The sequence below is a fragment of the Aquabacterium sp. genome, from assembly GCF_034003525.1.
Lineage (GTDB): Bacteria > Pseudomonadota > Gammaproteobacteria > Burkholderiales > Burkholderiaceae_C > Aquabacterium.
The window spans coordinates 18944-35797 of sequence record NZ_JAVEYN010000014.1; the positions used below are offsets into that span (position 1 = coordinate 18944).

17 protein-coding genes are annotated in these 16854 nt (G+C 67.1%); 12 read left to right on the top strand and 5 right to left on the bottom strand.

Going from position 1 to position 16854, the window contains the following annotated elements; genetic code table 11:
- The first annotated feature begins 10 nt into the window (after positions 1-10).
- The 12 genes from cobU (at position 11) to RBT42_RS09855 (ending at position 11452) form a co-directional block, all read left to right on the top strand.
- Positions 11-568, top strand: coding sequence for a bifunctional adenosylcobinamide kinase/adenosylcobinamide-phosphate guanylyltransferase (cobU, locus tag RBT42_RS09800; protein WP_320364597.1), 558 nt, complete (start codon positions 11-13; stop codon positions 566-568).
- A gap of 7 nt (positions 569-575) precedes the next feature.
- Positions 576-1475 carry a helical backbone metal receptor gene (locus tag RBT42_RS09805; RefSeq protein ID WP_320364599.1) on the top strand — a complete coding sequence of 300 codons (900 nt, stop codon included), beginning with the start codon at positions 576-578 and terminating at the stop codon, positions 1473-1475.
- On the top strand, positions 1472-2455 hold the full coding sequence (locus RBT42_RS09810; protein WP_320364601.1) for an iron ABC transporter permease: 984 nt from the start codon (positions 1472-1474) through the stop codon (positions 2453-2455). The genes RBT42_RS09805 and RBT42_RS09810 overlap by 4 nt, the downstream gene beginning before the upstream one ends.
- On the top strand, positions 2452-3282 hold the full coding sequence (locus RBT42_RS09815; protein ID WP_320364603.1) for an ABC transporter ATP-binding protein: 831 nt from the start codon (positions 2452-2454) through the stop codon (positions 3280-3282). Before RBT42_RS09810 ends, RBT42_RS09815 begins: the two co-directional genes overlap by 4 nt.
- Positions 3279-4592 (top strand): cobyrinate a,c-diamide synthase, encoded by a 1314-nt coding sequence (locus RBT42_RS09820; RefSeq protein WP_320364605.1) that lies wholly within the window; start codon positions 3279-3281, stop codon positions 4590-4592. Before RBT42_RS09815 ends, RBT42_RS09820 begins: the two co-directional genes overlap by 4 nt.
- 21 nt (positions 4593-4613) lie before the next feature.
- Entirely contained in the window at positions 4614-5183 is a 570-nt protein-coding gene (gene cobO, locus RBT42_RS09825; protein ID WP_320364607.1) for a cob(I)yrinic acid a,c-diamide adenosyltransferase, read from the top strand.
- Positions 5184-5189: 6 nt separating this feature from the next.
- On the top strand, positions 5190-6149 hold the full coding sequence (gene cbiB, locus RBT42_RS09830; RefSeq protein ID WP_320364609.1) for an adenosylcobinamide-phosphate synthase CbiB: 960 nt from the start codon (positions 5190-5192) through the stop codon (positions 6147-6149).
- A 1-nt stretch (position 6150) separates the two neighbouring features.
- Positions 6151-7227, top strand: coding sequence for an aminotransferase class I/II-fold pyridoxal phosphate-dependent enzyme (locus RBT42_RS09835; protein WP_320364611.1), 1077 nt, complete (start codon positions 6151-6153; stop codon positions 7225-7227).
- Positions 7224-8729, top strand: a complete 1506-nt coding sequence (locus RBT42_RS09840) for a cobyric acid synthase (protein WP_320364613.1) — start codon at positions 7224-7226, stop codon at positions 8727-8729. Before RBT42_RS09835 ends, RBT42_RS09840 begins: the two co-directional genes overlap by 4 nt.
- A 78-nt stretch (positions 8730-8807) precedes the next feature.
- Positions 8808-9881, top strand: a complete 1074-nt coding sequence (gene cobT / locus RBT42_RS09845; protein WP_320364615.1) for a nicotinate-nucleotide--dimethylbenzimidazole phosphoribosyltransferase — start codon at positions 8808-8810, stop codon at positions 9879-9881.
- A gap of 22 nt (positions 9882-9903) precedes the next feature.
- The gene (locus RBT42_RS09850) at positions 9904-10773 is read left to right on the top strand and encodes an adenosylcobinamide-GDP ribazoletransferase (protein WP_320364617.1); all 870 of its coding nucleotides are present in this window, start codon (positions 9904-9906) and stop codon (positions 10771-10773) included.
- A 16-nt stretch (positions 10774-10789) separates the two neighbouring features.
- The gene (locus RBT42_RS09855; protein ID WP_320364619.1) at positions 10790-11452 is read left to right on the top strand and encodes a histidine phosphatase family protein; all 663 of its coding nucleotides are present in this window, start codon (positions 10790-10792) and stop codon (positions 11450-11452) included.
- Here the strand turns inward: RBT42_RS09855 and clsB are convergent.
- From clsB to RBT42_RS09880, 5 genes are all read right to left on the bottom strand, one after another.
- Complete coding sequence (clsB, locus tag RBT42_RS09860; protein WP_320364621.1) at positions 11416-12780, bottom strand: cardiolipin synthase ClsB; 1365 nt, start codon at positions 12778-12780, stop codon at positions 11416-11418. The genes RBT42_RS09855 and clsB overlap by 37 nt on opposite strands.
- Entirely contained in the window at positions 12780-13592 is an 813-nt protein-coding gene (locus tag RBT42_RS09865; protein ID WP_320364623.1) for an endonuclease/exonuclease/phosphatase family protein, read from the bottom strand. Before RBT42_RS09865 ends, clsB begins: the two co-directional genes overlap by 1 nt.
- A gap of 48 nt (positions 13593-13640) precedes the next feature.
- Positions 13641-14132: a dihydroneopterin triphosphate diphosphatase gene (nudB, locus tag RBT42_RS09870; protein ID WP_320364625.1), complete on the bottom strand. Its 492-nt coding sequence runs from the start codon at positions 14130-14132 to the stop codon at positions 13641-13643.
- 106 nt (positions 14133-14238) lie between these two features.
- Positions 14239-16041 carry an aspartate--tRNA ligase gene (gene aspS / locus RBT42_RS09875; RefSeq protein WP_320364627.1) on the bottom strand — a complete coding sequence of 601 codons (1803 nt, stop codon included), beginning with the start codon at positions 16039-16041 and terminating at the stop codon, positions 14239-14241.
- Between the two features lie 70 nt (positions 16042-16111).
- Positions 16112-16744: a DUF502 domain-containing protein gene (locus tag RBT42_RS09880; protein WP_320364629.1), complete on the bottom strand. Its 633-nt coding sequence runs from the start codon at positions 16742-16744 to the stop codon at positions 16112-16114.
- Positions 16745-16854: the final 110 nt, after the last annotated feature.

A 16854-nucleotide genomic window follows, 5' to 3' on the forward strand; every position in this document is an offset into this window, starting at 1 on the left:
GGAAACCAGCATGAGTCATCATCTGATCGTGGGCGGGCAGCGCAGCGGCAAGTCGCGTCATGCCGAGCGGCTGGCGCTGCAATGGCTGGCCGCCTCGCCCGAGCATCGCGTGACGGTGGTGGCCACGGCCGTGGCCTGGGACGACGAGATGCGCGCGCGCATCGCCCGTCACCAGGCCGAACGGCCGGCCGGCATGACCACGGTGGAAGAGCCGCTGGCGCTCAGCCGTGTGCTGCGTGAGCAGGCGGCGCCGGGGCGACTCCTGCTGGTCGATTGCCTGACCCTGTGGCTGACCAACTGGTTGATGCCCGCAGAAGGTCAAGCGGATCAGGCTGCCTGGCGGGCTGAACGCGAGGCCTTGCTGACCACCTTGGTGGCGCTGCCGTCTCCGGTGGTGTTCGTGTCCAACGAGGTGGGCTGGGGGATCATCCCCTTGTCGCGCGAGGTGCGTGCCTTCGTCGATGAGTTGGGTTGGCTCAATCAGGCCGTCGCGCAGCGTTGCACCGATTTGACCTTGATGGTGGCCGGGCAGCCCTGGACCCGGCCCGTCATCGCTTCGCAAGGATGAGCACCACATGAATCCGATCTTGGCTGGGCTGAAACGGCGCCTGCTGGCGGCTGCCCTGGCGCTGGGTGCGGTGTGCAGTCATGCCGCCCCCGTGACGGTGACCGATGACCGTGGTGTGACGGTGAACTTGCCGGCGCCGCCGCAGCGCATCGTGTCCTTGTTGCCATCGTTGACCGAGACGGTGTGCGAGTTGGGTTCGTGTGCCCGCGTGGTGGCCACCGACCGCTATTCCAACCATCCGGCATCGGTGCGGGCGCTGCCCAAGACCGGCGGGCTGGACGATGCCAACATCGAAATGATCGTGGCGCTGAGGCCCGATGTGGTGCTGTTGGCGATCTCATCGCGCGTGACAGACCGGCTGGAAGCACTGGGCCTGAAGGTGGTGGCGCTGGAGCCCAAGACCTACGAAGACGTGCACCGCGTGGCCTCCAAGGTCGCGCGACTGCTGGGCGCGGGGGCTGCCGGTGAGCGTCTGTGGCAGCGCATGGAGGCGCAGGTGAACAACGCAGCCCGTCAGGTGCCGGCGCAGGCGCGCGGCCTGCGCGTGTACTACGAGGTGGACAGCGCACCCTACGCGGCAGGCGAGTCTTCCTTCATCGGTCACACCTTGGCCCGCCTGGGGCTGGTCAACATCGTGCCGGCCAAGTTGGGGCCGTTTCCCAAGCTCAACCCGGAATACATCGTGCGTGCCGATCCGCAGGTGATCATGGTGTCGGCGCGTCATGGCGGTACTTTGCCGGGGCGTCCGGGCTGGTCCGGCATCCGTGCGGTCAAAGACAAGCGCATCTGCGCGTTCTCGGCCGAGGAGGGCAATGTGTTGTCTCGACCCGGTCCGCGCATGGGTGAGGCCGCTCAGATCATGGCGCGTTGCCTGAAGGGTGTCGTACCGTCAGGGGGCGCACGATGAGGTGGTTGGCCTGGGCCGGCGGGCTGGTGGTGCTGTCCTTGCTGTTGTGCGGTGTCGGGCTGTCCGTGGGCAGCACGGGCTGGTCTCCGCCGTGGCAGGCCCACGATGACCCGCTGGCGTGGCAGATTGCCTGGGACATCCGTGCGCCGCGTTGCGTGGGCGCTTGGTTGGCAGGGGCGTTGCTGGCCCTCAGTGGGGCCATTGCCCAGGGTCTGTTTCGCAACCCGTTGGCCGATCCTTATTTGTTGGGCAGTTCGTCGGGGGCAGCCTTGGGCGTGGCCTTGTTCCTGGGCCTGGTTGGCGTCAGTCCGGTAGCGACGGGCATCCTGGTGCGCATGGGGCTGACCGGCGCCGCCTTCGTGGGGGCTGTGCTGGCGGTGTTGCTGACCCTGGTCTTGTCCAAAGGCGTGCAGCACACGCTGCGTCTGTTGCTGGCTGGTGTCGTGGTGGGTGTGGTGCTGGGCGCCTTGACGGCGCTGATCATGCTGCTGGAGCCGGACATCATGCGTGCCATGCAGGCCTTCATGCTGGGCACGACGGGTTTTCTGGGCTGGGACAGCGTCATGATCCTGTGGCCCATGTTGCTGGTGTCGCTGCTGGTGGCCTGGGGCTGCAGCCGGGCGCTGGACGCGCTCAGCCTGGGGGATGCCGCCGCCATCAGTTTGGGTGTGCGACTGGGTCTGGTGCGGGTGCTGCTGGTGGGGGCGCTGGCGCTGTCGACCGGCACTGCCGTGGCCCAGGCCGGTTTGATTTCGTTCGTGGGCCTGGTGGCGCCGCATCTTGTGCGCAGCCGGGTGCAATCCACGCAGGGGCCACGCCTGGTTCTGTCGGCGCTGGCCGGTGGCATCTTGCTGCTGGCGGCTGACATCCTGGCGCGCTGGGTGTGGGCGCCGCTGGAGCTGCCCGTAGGCTTGCTGACAGCGGTTCTGGGCGGCGGCTACCTGCTGTGGCGCATGCACCGCATGGGGGTCACGTCATGACGACCGCATCTGCCGCTGTGTTGAACGTGGCCTTGAGCGCGCGCATCCAGTCGGTGCGCTTGCAGGGCCATGCCATCCTGCATGACATCCGCCTGGACGTGCCGGTGGGCCGCTGGGTGGCCATGGTCGGCCCCAACGGCGCGGGCAAGTCCACCTTGCTGCGCACCTTGGCCGGCCTGCAGCCATGTCAGGGCGAGGTGCAGTTGTTGTCGCGTCCACTCGCGCAGTGGGCGGCCAAGGCCAAAGCCCAGCGGCTGGCTTGGCTGGGGCAGGCTGAAAGTGGTGCCGATGACCTGCTGGCCATCGACGTCGTGATGTTGGGGCGCCTGCCGCATCAGGCCTGGCTGGCGCCGCCCTCGGCGCAGGACGAGGCCGCCGTGCAGGCCGCGATGCGGCAAACCCAATGCTGGGACTGGCGCGATCGCCCGATGGGGCAGCTGTCGGGTGGCGAGCGCCAGCGTGTCCTGCTGGCGCGGGTGCTGGCCGTGCAGGCTCCCATCGTGCTGATGGACGAGCCCCTGGCCCACCTCGACCCGCCGCATCAGGCCGACTGGCTCGACATCGTGCGCGAGCTGCGCGATGCGGGTGTCACCGTGGTGAGTGTGCTGCACGAGCTGAACATGGCCCTGCAAGCCGATGAGCTCATCGTGATGCGACACGGGCGTGTCGTGCACCACGGCGACACGCACGCAGCGGCCGCGCACGAGGCGCTGTGCAAGGTGTTTGACGATCGCATCGACCTGCACGCCGTGGGCGGACATTGGGTGGCGCTGCCGCGATCGGCGCAGCGCCCCGCTTCTGATTTCTCTGACAAGGTGACAACGTGACGTCCTCCCAGATTTCCTGCCCGGCGCTGCTGGTCAGCGCGCCGGCTTCCGGACAAGGCAAGACCACGGCCACCGCGGCGCTGGCACGCTGGCATCGGCAGCAAGGGCGGCGCGTGCGGGTGTTCAAGACGGGGCCCGATTTTCTGGATCCGATGATCCTGGAGCGGGCCAGCGGCCACCCGGTTTACCAGTTGGACCTGTGGATGGGCGGCGAGGCGCATTGCCGTGAACTGCTGTGGCAAGCGGCCCAGGAGGCCGACCTGATCCTCGTCGAAGGGGTGATGGGCCTGTATGACGGCATGAGCTCCAGCGCCGATCTGGCCATGCGCCTGGGGCTGCCGGTGATGGCGGTCATCGACGGGTCCTCCATGGCGCAGACCTTTGGCGCCATCGCCTACGGCTTGGCGCATTACCGGCCCGGGCTGCAGTTTGCGGGCGTGCTGGCCAACCGCATTGGCAGCGAGACCCACGCTCAGATGCTGCGCGAGAGCTTGACGGAGGGGCTGCGCTGGTTCGGTGGCTTGCCGCGAGACGATGCCATGGGCATGCCCTCGCGCCATCTGGGCCTGGTGCAGGCCGACGAGGTGGCGGACATCGACGCGCGGCTGGACCGGGCTGCCGAGGCCTTGGGGCGCCTGAACCCGGAGATGCCGGAGCCCGTGGTGTTCACCCGGCCCGCTTTGCCCGAGTCGCAGACCGTGCGCGCTCGCAGCCTGGAAGGGGTGACGGTGGCAGTGAGCCGCGACGAGGCCTTTGCCTTTTTGTACCGCGCCAATGTCGACACGCTGCAGGCGCTGGGCGCGAGGGTCGTTTATTTCTCGCCCCTGCACGACCAGGCTTTGCCCACCGCCGACGCCTTGTACCTGACGGGCGGCTACCCCGAACTGCATTTGTCCACGTTGTCAGGCAACACCGCCATGCGTGGGGCCATTGCGGCGCACCAAGCACAGGGCAAGCCCATCGTGGCAGAGTGCGGCGGGATGCTGGCCTTGCTCGATGGCCTGACCGATCACAGTGGCCAACGCGCAGCGATGTGGGGTCTGGTGCCGGGCGAGGCGAGCATGCAAAAGCGCCTGGTGAATCTGGGGATGCACAGCCTGACGCTGCCCGAAGGGGAGGTGCGTGGGCACACCTTCCACCACGCGCGCATGGAGAGCCCACTCACGCCCGCGGATCGCACCCAGTCCCAGCGTTTCAACGGGCAGCCCGAAGCGGTCTACCGCATCGGCCGCCTGCACGCGTCTTTCCTGCATCTGTACTTTCCGTCGAACCCGAGCGCCACAGCGGCGTTGTTCGCGCCTTCTCATTGAATTCCGCATCAGGAGCCCTTTATGGAAATCGAAAAGCCTCCCGTTGACCGTCAGGTCGAGAAACCCGATGGTGACCGCCGTGGCCTGATCCTCATCAACACCGGCGACGGCAAGGGCAAGAGCACCGCCGCTTTCGGTTTGGCGCTGCGTGCCCATGGCCGTGGCAAGGCCGTCAAGATCTACCAGTTCATGAAGGTGCCCAGCGCCCGTTTTGGAGAGCACCGCGTCTTCGAGCAGCTCGGCGTGCCCATCGAAGGCCTGGGTGACGGCTTCAGCTGGAAGAGCAAGGACTTGGAGCATTCCGCCCAACTGGCCCGTGATGGCTGGGAGCGTGCGGCCGCCACCATCCTGGCGGGCGAGCACTTCCTCGTCGTGCTCGACGAGATCACGTATCCGATCCGTTACGGCTGGCTGGACCTGAACCGCGTGCTCGAGGTGCTGCGCACCCGTCCCAGCCACGTCAACGTCGTGTTGACCGGCCGCGGTGCACCGCAAGAGCTGGTGGACTTGGCCGACACCGTCACCGAGATGACGTTGATCAAGCACCACTACAACGCTGGTGTGCCGGCGCAACGCGGCATCGAGGACTGAGTCCGGATGAGCTGGTTCTGGGTCAGCCTGTGTGCCATCCCGCTGGCGCTGGTCATCGACCGGCGCTGGGGGGAGCCGCCGGTGTGGCTGCACCCGGTGGTCTGGATGGGGCGCTTTCTGGGTGCACTGGGGCCACGCTTGTGCGCCTTGTCGCCCGCCAGCGCGTTGGTCGGCGGTATGCTGGCATGGTCCCTGGGCGCGTGCCTGGTGGCCGCGTTCGGCTTGGCTGTGGCGCTGTTGCTGCAGATGGGCGGCCTGCTGGCTGGCGTTGATGCACTGTGGGTCGCGGTGGTACAGGCCGTGTTGCTCGCCTTGATGCTCAAGCCCATGCTGGCCTGGCGCATGCTGCGCGACGAGGTCGCAGCCGTGGAGCTGGCTCTGGCCGAGTCCCTGTCCGCAGGACGCTCGCAATTGCAGCGTCTGGTCAGCCGCGACGTGACCCACCTGGACGCCACCACCGTGCGCGAAAGCGCCATCGAGACCCTGGCCGAGAACCTCAATGACTCGGTGATTGCCCCCTTGTTCTGGTTTGCCGTGGGCGGCCTTCCTGCGGCGGCGCTGTACCGCTTCGCCAACACGGCCGACGCGATGTGGGGTTACCGCGGGCGCTACGAATGGGCGGGCAAATGGGCCGCACGTGCCGATGACGTGCTCTCGTGGCTGCCCGCGCGCCTCACGGCTGGCTTGCTCGTGATCGCGTCCAAGCGTCGCCTGTCGTGGTCGACCCTGCGTCGGCAGGCCGCGCAGACGCCATCGCCCAATGGCGGATGGCCCATGGGGGCCATGGCCTTGCTGCTGGGCATTCAGCTGCGCAAGCCGGGCGTGTACGTGCTCCATGCCGACGGGGTGCTGGCCCAGCCCCACCATACGCAACAAGCCCTGGCATGTGCTGGGCGCGTGGTGTGGGCCGGGGGCGCCTGCAGTGCACTGCTGTTGTGGGGCACGGCCCTGCTGAAGGGAATGTGAAATGAATGAGGCTGTGATGCATGGCGGCCCCGACAGCGGCCCGGTGGTGCAATGGGATTTTTCCAGCAACGCCAATGTGCGCCTGCAGCCGGCTGCCCTGATGCAGGCCTTGGTCGAGACGGATCGTTGCGCCTATCCCGATCCGAGTTACACATCCTTGCGGGCCACCCTGGCCGCTGCGTCGGGCTGCACGCCCGAGCAGATCGTGCCCACCTCGGGCAGCAGCGAGGGCATCCGGCGTCTGACCCTGGCTGCGATGCTGCACGGCGTGCGCGAGGTGTGGGTGCCGCATCCTGGCTATGGCGATTACGCGGCCGCCGCCAACGCCTTGGGCCTGACCTTGCGGCCCTGGACCGATGCTGCGCAGGCGCTGGCAGAGGTCGCCGAGCGGGCGCGCAGCACGCCAGTCCTGTGGTGGTTGTGCGAGCCCTGCAACCCGACTGGGGCCAGTTTGCCAACGGCTTTCTGGGAAGCCCTGCAGGCCGTGCAGGCGCAGGGCCTGCAACTGATCGTGGCGCTCGACCGGGCTTATGAGCCCCTGCGCCTGATCGGCGCCGATCCGGTGCCCGACGAGGTGGCAAGCGCCTGTTGGCAACTGTGGTCGCCGAACAAGAGTTGCGGCCTGACTGGCGTGCGTGCCGGGTGGATGCAGGCTCCGGAAGCCTCTCACACGCTTTGTGGCCCCACTGCGGCTCAGCTCGACCGCTTGGCCCCCAGCTGGGTGCTGTCGGCCGAAGGGGTGAGCTTGCTTTCACAGTGGCACCTTCCCGTGCTGCAGACCTGGCTGGCCGAGTCGCGTCAGCAACTGGCGCAGTGGCAAGCGGTGCAAGCTCAGGCCTTGAGCGAGCTGGGCTGGACCCACCGCCCAGGCGGCGTTACGCCTTTCATGCTGAGTCGCCCACCTTTGGGTTCGTCTTCGCAACTGCCCGAATTGTTGGCGGCTTTGCGCGTACGGGGCATCAAGCTGCGCGATGCCAGCAGCTTCGGTTTGCCCGGCTGGGTGCGCTGGCGTGCCCATGAGCCTGCGGCCGGTCGGGCGCTGTGCCTGGCCTTGCGTGACCTCGAGGTGGCCGCGTGAGCGCGCGTGCCGTCATGGTGCTGGGCACCACCAGCGGGGCGGGTAAAAGCTGGCTGGCCACCGCCTTGTGCCGCTGGTATGCCCGTCAAGGCCTGAAGGTGGCGCCCTTCAAGGCTCAGAACATGAGCAACAACGCCCGCGTCGTGCCCGGGCTCGATGGCCGTCTCGGCGAGATCGGCAGCGCACAGTACTTCCAAGCCTTGGCAGCGGGTGTCACGCCCGATGTGCGCATGAACCCCGTGCTGCTCAAGCCGGAGCAGGACACCGCCAGCCAGGTCGTCGTCATGGGCGAGGTGCGGGATGACCTGCGTCGTGTCCCCTGGCGTGAACGCAGCGAGCACCTGTGGCCCCATGCCCGCGCGGGCTTGCAGTCCCTGATGGCCGATCACGACGTGGTGGTGATCGAGGGCGCGGGCTCGCCCGCCGAGATCAACCTGCACAGCAGCGATTACGTGAACATGCGCACGGCCCTGGCCGCGCAGGCTGCCTGCCTGCTGGTCACCGACATTGACCGCGGCGGCGCCTTCGCCCACCTGTACGGCACACACCAGTTGCTGAACGCGCAAGAGCGTGCCCTCATCCGCGGCTTTGTGCTCAATCGCTTCCGGGGCGATGCCACCTTGCTGGCGCCCGGTCCACAGCAGCTGCAAGCACTGACCGGCGTGCCGACCGTGGCCGTGCTGCCCATGTGGCGAGGGCACGGCCTGCCCGAGGAAGATGGTGTGTTCGACGACACGCCGACTGGCCCGGCAGCGACGGCAGAGGGCTACACGCGCCCCATCTTGCGCGTGGCGGTGATCGCCTACCCGCGCATCAGCAACCTCGATGAATTCCAGCCACTGCGCTCGGCACCGCACGTGCGCCTGATCTGGGCGCGCCACCCCGCAGAGCTGGACGACGTGGACTGGGTGATCCTGCCGGGCTCGAAGCACACGACGTCCGACCTGGCCTGGTTGCGGGCCCAAGGGCTGGACGCCGCCCTGCATCGGCACGTGCAGCGCGGCCGTGCCGTGCTGGGCATCTGCGGGGGCCTGCAGATGCTGGGTCACACCTTGAGCGACCCGGACGGCGTCGAGCGAGGCGCCTCTGGCGATGTGCCGGGACTGGGCCTGCTGGACGTGGACACCCGCTTCGACACCAGCAAGCTGCTCAAGGCCACCACCGCGCGCTTTGCCGATGAGCTCGCGGCCATCTCGTCGTGGGCGGCGCTGGCCGGCGTGCCCGCCACGGGCTACGAAATCCACCACGGCCGCACGCAGGCGCGCTCGACCCAGGCCCGACCGGCCTTGCAGGGCATCGACGGCCAGTGCCTGGGTTGGCAGCAGGGACAGGTGCTCGGCATCTACCTGCACGGCCTGTTCGAATCCGACGAGGCGCTGCATGCACTGCTGGGGCAGGGCGTTCCGGCCTTGTCACAGGTGTTCGACGGCCTGGCTGACTACGTGGACCAGCATTTCACGCCCGGTGTGTTGAAGGCATTGCTGAAGCCCTTGCCTCCCTGACGTGGACGAGCGCGTCATCCATCGCAGGCTTGCACGCCAGCAACTGACTCACACGTCCTCTTCTCGTATCGCTTCATCATGACCTCTTCCTCCCTGACCTTCGCCCCCATCACCGACCTGAACGACGCCGTTCTGTCCGACCGACTGCACCACGTCATCGACCGCAAGACCAAGCCCCTCGGCGCGCTGGGTCGGCTGGAAGCCCTGGCTCACCGCATCGGCCTGGTGCTGCGCAGCGAGCAGCCTCGCCTGGTCGACCCGCAGATGGTGGTCTTTGCTGGCGACCACGGCCTCACCGCCCGAGGCGTTTCGGCTTACCCCAGCGACGTCACCTGGCAGATGATCGAAAACTTCCTCGCCGGAGGCGCGGCGGTCAGCGTGCTGTGTCGCCAGCACGGCGTTGCCATGACCGTGGTGGACTGTGGCGTGGCCCATGACTTCGCACCGCGACCCGGTCTGCAGATCCGCAAGGTCGCCCCCGGCACCGCCGACTGTTCCGCGCAAGCGGCCATGACCACCGAGCAGTGCGAGGCCGCCTTGCGTCACGGCCAGGAGCTGGTGCGCGGCCTGCCTGGCAATGCGCTGCTGCTCGGTGAAATGGGCATCGGCAACACCTCCAGCGCTTCCTTGTTGATGGCCCGCTTGACCGGCGAGTCGCTCGACCTGTGCACTGGCCGCGGTACGGGCCTCAGCGACACAGCGCTCACCCACAAGCGCGCCGTGCTCAACGAAGTGCTGTTGCGTCACCCGGATGCGCAAACGCCGCTTGAGGCTCTCGCGGCCTTCGGCGGTTTCGAGATCGCGCAGATGGTGGGTGCCGTGCTGCAAGCCGCCGCCGAGAACCGCGTCATCCTGGTCGATGGCTTCATCACCACCAGCGCGGTGCTGGTGGCCGCCCGCTTGCAACCGCTGGTGCTGCAACGCTGCGTGTTCTCGCATCAGTCGGATGAGGCAGGCCATGTGATCTTGCTGGGTCACCTGAAGGCGCAAGCCCTGCTGCAACTCGGCCTGCGTCTGGGCGAAGGCTCGGGTGCCGCACTGGCCTGGCCGCTGCTGGAGTCGGCCTGTGCGATCTTGCGCGACATGGCGAGCTTCGACGCGGCCGGCGTCAGTGACTCCGATACGGATGCCGGCCAGTCTCAGGCCCAGTGAGCAAACCAGGCAAGATGCCCCCATGCGTTTCCTGATCCACGAAGTCCGCCTGTTCTTCATCGCCCTGCAGTTCTTCACGCGGGTGCCTGTGCCCGCCTGGGTGGGCTACCACCCGGATTGGTTGCAGGCCTGCCAGCGCTATTTCCCGCTGGTCGGGGCGCTGGTCGGCTGTGCCGGTGCCTTGATGCTGGCGCTGACCGCCAACTGGTGGCCACCGCTGGTGGCGGTCATCCTGTCGATGGCCTTCACCATCTGGCTCACTGGCGGCTTCCATGAAGACGGCTGGGCCGACACCTGCGACGCGCTGGGCGGCAGCGTCAGCCGCGAGCGTGCGCTGGAGATCATGAAGGACTCGCGCATCGGCTCCTACGGCTCGCTCGGCCTGATCCTGCTGCTGGGGGTCAAGGCCGCCACGCTCAGCTCCCTGGCGACGCCCCTGGTCAGCGAGCTGAACAACGCCCAGAGCAGCCACATCCACCAGGTGCTGCTGGCCTGGACCATGATGGCCCTGGTCTGGTGCCACGCCGGCTCACGTCTGGTAGCCGTGTGGATGATCCGCCTGCTGCCCTATGGGGGTGACCTTGCGCACGCCAAGGCCAAGCCCTTGGGCCTGCAGGCCAGTTGGGGGCAGGTGATCGCGGCCACTTGCTGGACCGTGGTCGTGGCCGCTTGCATGTGGCTGTGGCTGGCCCAATCCGGCTGGCCCACCGGTACGCTGACGATCGCCCTGGGGCGTGCGGCCCTGGCCATGCTCATTGGCGGCATCGTCTGCTGGCGCTGGTTCCAGCGCCGCCTGGGTGGCTTCACCGGCGACACCCTGGGCGCCACCCAGCAACTCACCGAGGTGCTGGGCCTGCTCGCTTGGCTCACCGTCATCCATCCGGTCAGCTGATAAAGGCATCTCCACGATGAGCGTCATTCCCCAAGGCCCCCACGTCATCGCCTGGCGCCACCCTCGGCCCATCGGTGCGGAGGGGCGCTGCATTGGTCGCACCGACCTGGCCGTCGACCGCCGCAAAGCCAAGCGCCTGGCCCACCGCATTCGGCAGGCGGCGCGCCAGCACGGCTGGCCGCGCATCGTATACAGCTCGTCCTTGCAGCGCTGTGCGGCCGTGGGGCGCCAACTGCGCCGCTGGGGCTGGCGTCACCACATCGACGACAGCCTGCTGGAGATGGATTTCGGCGCCTGGGACGGCCTCAGCTGGCTGCACATTGCCCAGGCCCAGGTCGACGCGTGGTGCCAGGACTTTGCCCACCATGCCCCAGGCGGCGGTGAAAGTTTGCACACCATGCTGCAGCGCGTGGCGGCCAGCTTGCGCAGCTTGTCCGCCCAAGCGACCGTGCCGCCCGATCCGCCTGGCCTGGCCCACCCTCTTGGCCGCAGCTCACCGAGCCCCTTACTGATCGTTGCGCACGCAGGTTGGATGGTGTCTGCTCGCTGGGTGGCCAAGCATCCTCAGGCACCGGCCCTGCCCAGCCAGTGGCCCGCGTCTCCACGCTATGGCGAGCGTTGCACCTTGTCGGCGGCTCCGCTTCAATACCGGCCGGTCGAGCCTGCCAGCCGCAGGTAAGCCTTCGCCAGAAACGCCACCACGGCCCGGCGCACCCGTGTCCGCCAGCGGCGGTCGTTCAACGTGTCCGGCGGCGGCACCTCCCGGCTCTGCGCAAAGTCGGTTTGCAGGGAGTGGGACAAGGTCCGCACAAAACCCCGGTCCCGCACGATCAGGTTGCCCTCCAGGTTCAGCACCATCGACAAAGGGTCCAGGTTGGACGAGCCCACCGTGGCCCATTCCTCGTCCACACACAGCACCTTGGCGTGCAGGAAGGCCGGCTGGTACTCGAAGATGCGCACACCCACCTGCTGCAACTCGTCGTACAGCACCTGTGCCGCGATGCCGGCAATGCGGTAGTCCAGCTTGCCCTGCAGCAAGAGGCGCACCGTCACCCCCCGCTCGGCGGCGGCACGCAGCGCTTGGCGCATGGCGCGCCGGGGGTAAAAGTAGGGCGTCACGATGTCGATGCACTGACGCGCCTGCACAATGGCCCGCAGCGCCGCCTGTTCGATCGTGCGCCGCTGCCGCAGGTTGTCGCGCAACACGAAGGCGCTGCGCATCGGCAGGGCGCTGTCGCCATTGCCGATCAGCTGCGCCTGCTCCTGGGGGCTCAGACGTAACAGGGCGCTCTGCCACATCTGCTTGAGGCGCTGAAGGCGGTGCGGATCTTGCACCCACTGCACCAGGTCATCGCGCCAGTCGCGGCCAAACTGGGCCCGCGTCCACATGGCCCGGATGGTGTGCAGCACCGGCATCACCACCGGCCCCCGCACCGACACCGCATAGTCCAGGCGCGGGTTCTCCGACCAGCCGTGGCTGAGGTCGTAGTGGTCGTCGATCAGGTTGATGCCACCAATGAAGCCCACCTCGTCATCGACCACGCACAGCTTGAGGTGCATGCGCCGCCACTGGCCCGCGTCCATCAGCCCCCACAGCCAATGCAGCGGCTTGTAGACCACCAGGCGTACCCCCGCGTCTTCGAGCGCCCGCCACAGGCTTACCGGCGCATCGCGCGAGCCCACACCGTCCACCACCATCGACACTTCGACCCCACGTCGCGCCGCCCGCATCAGCGACTGCAGCACCGCGCTGCTCTGACCCAGGGGCGACACGATGTAGAGCGCCATCCACACCGACTCCTGAGCCTGATCAATGCGCTCGCACAGCGCGGGAAACAGGTCGCGTCCACCCTGGAGCAGGGTCACCCGATTACCCCCGCTGAACATCGGCTTGCGCTGCGTGTACCAGGCCAGGGCGGCCAGCCAGCCTGCGGGAGGCTGGTCGCTGTGCTCGACGACGCCCGGGGTCCAGTGATCCTTGTCCGGGGGGCGACTCATCGGGGGCATCAGGCGCTCAGGTCCAGCTCCGCCACCAGCGGCAGGTGATCGGACAGCCGGGCCCAGGTGCTGCCCCGCGGCACCATGATCGACTTGCAGTGCAGCCCACGCGTGTAGACCCGGTCCAGCGACAGCACCGGGATGATCGAGGGGTAGGTGGCCACGCGGGCCTCGTTGCCCAGCGTGGCGCGGCTCAAGCCACCGTCGGCGAGGATGCCGTCGAGCTTCTCGTTCCAGTCGTTGAAGTCGCCGGCGACCACCACTGGCGCCTCGGCCGGCAGTTCGTGCTGTACCAGCTCGGCCAGCCGTTCGGCCTGACGCACCCGGCTGGCATGGATCAGGCCCAGGTGCACCACCACCACGTGCACCTCGACCCCACGCCACTGGACCGGCACATGCAAGAGACCACGCTGCTCGAAACGGTGGTCGGACACATTGTGGTGACCGATGGCACCCAGCGGCCAGCGCGCCAGCAGGGCATTGCCGTGCTCACCGTGCTTCGTGACGGCATTGGTGCGGTAAGCCACCTCATAGCCCTCAGGGGCCAGGTACTCCGCTTGCGGTGTGTTGGGCCAAGCGTCCGGGCCGAACTGCGTGTGGGAAAAGCGCCGCGCCTCGGCGTGGTTGAACTGCCGTACCTCCTGCAGGCACACGATGTCGGCGTCCAGCGCCTCCACGGCGTCACTCAGGTTGTGGATCTCCAGGCGCTTGGTGGGCCCCATGCCCCGCACACCCTTGTGGATGTTGTAGGTTGCCACGCGCAGGTGGTTGGCATGGCGCTGGGCAGGGGGAAGCAGGGAAGACTGAAGCGGTTTGAGCACGGGTACATTCCTGCGGCAAAGTGTGTCGCGATGGCGGCACCACGCTCTCTACGATATCAGGTGCGCCGGGTTGGCGTCACGCTGGCTGAGTTGCAAAATCGCCTCGGCGTTCGAGGGTGAAAAACAGCGGTCCGCCGCCTCCTGCCAGGGCAGCCAGGCATGGGCAATGTGCTCGCGCGGCGCCAGCGTGATGGGCGTGTCACGCGGTACGCACAGGCCGAAGACATGCTCGGTGTTGTGCGTCACCCCGGGTGCATAGCGGTGGCGCCACACGGGGTAGATCTCGTAGACGTTTTCCACCTCCCAGTCCTGCAGCGCGCTGCGCGGCACCCGCTCCGTGCCCACCTGAATGCCAGTCTCCTCCCACACTTCCCGGATGGCAGTGTCCGTCCAGGATTCGTCCAGGTGGTCTTTCGAACCCGTCACGCTTTGCCAGAAACCCGGCTGCTTGGCCCGCTCGATCAGCAACACCTCGCGCTGCGGGGTGTAGATCACCACCAGCACCGACTGCGGGATTTTCGGAGACGCTTGTTCGTTCATGCAAGACAGTGTGGCACGCGTGTTGGCACCTGGCGTTGCGTTATGAAAAAGGCCACCCCGCAGGGTGGCCTCATGCCCGGATGCGCCATCCAGGCACTCGGGGCGATCAGCCTTGTGCTGGCGCCGCGGCGGCGGCATTGCGCAGGCGGATGTGCAACTCGCGCAACTGCTTCTCGTCCACGTTCGACGGGGCGCCGGTCAGCAGACACTGGGCACGTTGCGTCTTGGGGAAGGCGATCACGTCACGGATCGACTCGGCCTTGGTCATCAGCGTGACCAGACGGTCCAGACCGAAGGCCAGACCACCGTGCGGCGGGGCGCCGTACTGCAGCGCGTCCAGCAGGAAGCCGAACTTCACGGCGGCGTCTTCCTTGCTGATGTTCAGGGCGCTGAACACCTTGGACTGCACATCGGCGCGGTGGATACGGATCGAACCGCCACCCAGCTCCCAGCCGTTGAGCACCATGTCGTAGGCCTTGGCGATGCAGGCACCCGGATCGGTGTCCATCAGGTCCTCGTGACCATCCTTCGGGGCGGTGAAGGGGTGGTGCACGGCGTTCCAGCGCTCCGACTCGTCGTCGTACTCGAACATCGGGAAGTCCACCACCCACAGCGGCGCCCAGCGGTCTTCGAACAGACCGGCCTTCTTGCCGAACTCGGAGTGGCCCACCTTCAGGCGCAGTGCGCCGATGGCGTCGTTGACGATCTTGGCCTTGTCGGCGCCGAAGAAGATCAGGTCGCCGTCCTTGGCGCCGGTGCGCTCCAGGATCTTGGCAATGGCGGCATCGTGCAGGTTCTTCACGATGGGCGACTGCAGGCCATCACGGCCCTTGGCCACTTCGTTGACCTTGATCCAGGCCAGGCCCTTGGCACCGTAGATCTTGACGAACTCGGTGTAGGCATCGATCTCGCCGCGCGACATCGCGCCACCGCCAGGAATGCACAGGGCAACCACGCGGCCACCCTTGGTGGTGGCGGGCGTCGAGAAGACCTTGAAGTCCACATCGCCCATCACGTCGGTCAGCTCGGTGAACTGCAGCTTGACGCGCAGGTCGGGCTTGTCCGAGCCGTACAGGTGCATAGCATCCGCGTACTTCATGACCGGGTAGGCACCCAGGTCCACGTTCAGCGCCTTCTGGAAGACGTGGCGGATCATGCCTTCGAACATGTCACGGATTTCCTGTTCGGTCAGGAAGCTCGCTTCAATGTCGATCTGGGTGAATTCGGGTTGACGGTCGGCACGCAGGTCTTCGTCACGGAAGCACTTGGTGATCTGGTAGTAACGGTCGTAGCCGGCCACCATCAGCAGCTGCTTGAACAGCTGGGGCGACTGGGGCAGGGCGAAGAACTGGCCGTCATGCACGCGCGAGGGCACCAGGTAGTCGCGGGCGCCTTCCGGAGTCGACTTGGTCAACATCGGGGTTTCGATGTCGATGAAGCCGTGCTCGTCGAGGAACTTGCGCGCTTCCATCGCCACGCGGTAGCGCAGCATCAGGTTCTTTTGCATGTGCGGACGACGCAGGTCCAGCACACGGTGGGTCAGGCGGGTCGTCTCCGACAGGTTCTCGTCGTCGATCTGGAACGGCGGCGTCACGCTGGCGTTGAGCACTTCCAGGTTGTGGGCCAGCACCTCGATCTTGCCGCTGGTCAGGCCGGCGTTGGTCGTGCCTTCCGGGCGGGCACGCACCACGCCGGTGACCTTCAGGCAAAACTCGTTGCGCACGTCTTCGGCGATCTTGAACGAGTCGGCGCGGTCGGGGTCGAACACCACCTGCACCAGGCCTTCACGGTCACGCAGGTCGATGAAGATCACGCCGCCGTGGTCGCGGCGACGGTGGGCCCAGCCCATCAGCGTCACGGTCTGGCCCATCAGCGCTTCGCTGACCAGACCACAGTAAGTGGTGCGCATTGTTGTTCTCTCCGGGAGTGAGGGTCGTGCGGCCTGGGCACAGGCCCGGCTCGAAACCCTCGATTGTCGTTCAGGAATGGGTCTTTGCAGCGGGCGGTGGTGCCACCACCCCCATCGAAATGATGTACTTGAGGGCCTCGTCCACCGACATGTCCAGTGGCATGACCTCGTCACGGGGCACGATCAGCATGAAACCCGAGGTCGGGTTGGGGGTTGTGGGTACGTACACCGTCAGCATCTCGGTGATCAGTTTGTCCGCCACCTCGCCCGACGGGCGACCGGTGACAAAGGCGATCGTCCAAGAACCGGCGCGGGGGTACTGCACCAGCACGGCCTCGCGAAAGGCTTGGCCGCTGCTGGAAAACAGCGTGTCGGACACCTGCCGCACTGAGTTGTAGATGCTTTTGACGATGGGGATGTTCGAGAACAGCCGGTTCGACTGGTTGAGCAGCCACTGGCCGACCATGTTGGTCACGGCCACGCCGGTCAGCCACAGGGCGGTGACCAAGATGATGACGCTCAGGCCCGGCACGCGTTGCAGGTCGGCCAGGACGGGGTGGATGCTGACTGGCAGCACGGTCTGCGCCACGACCACGAACCAGGCGAACACGTCGTCAAGCGTGCCGATCACGCTTTTGAGCACCCAGATGGTGATCACCAGGGGGAGCCAGACGAGCAGGCCGGTGAGGATGTATTTCTTCACGTTGGGGAGGGGGGAGAGGGCGCGAGGCCGGGTGCCTGAACAGGCAGACTGGCCTGCATTGTCAGGCCAGTCTGTGTCAGGCGGGTGCGTGAAGGAAAAGTCGGTTCAGA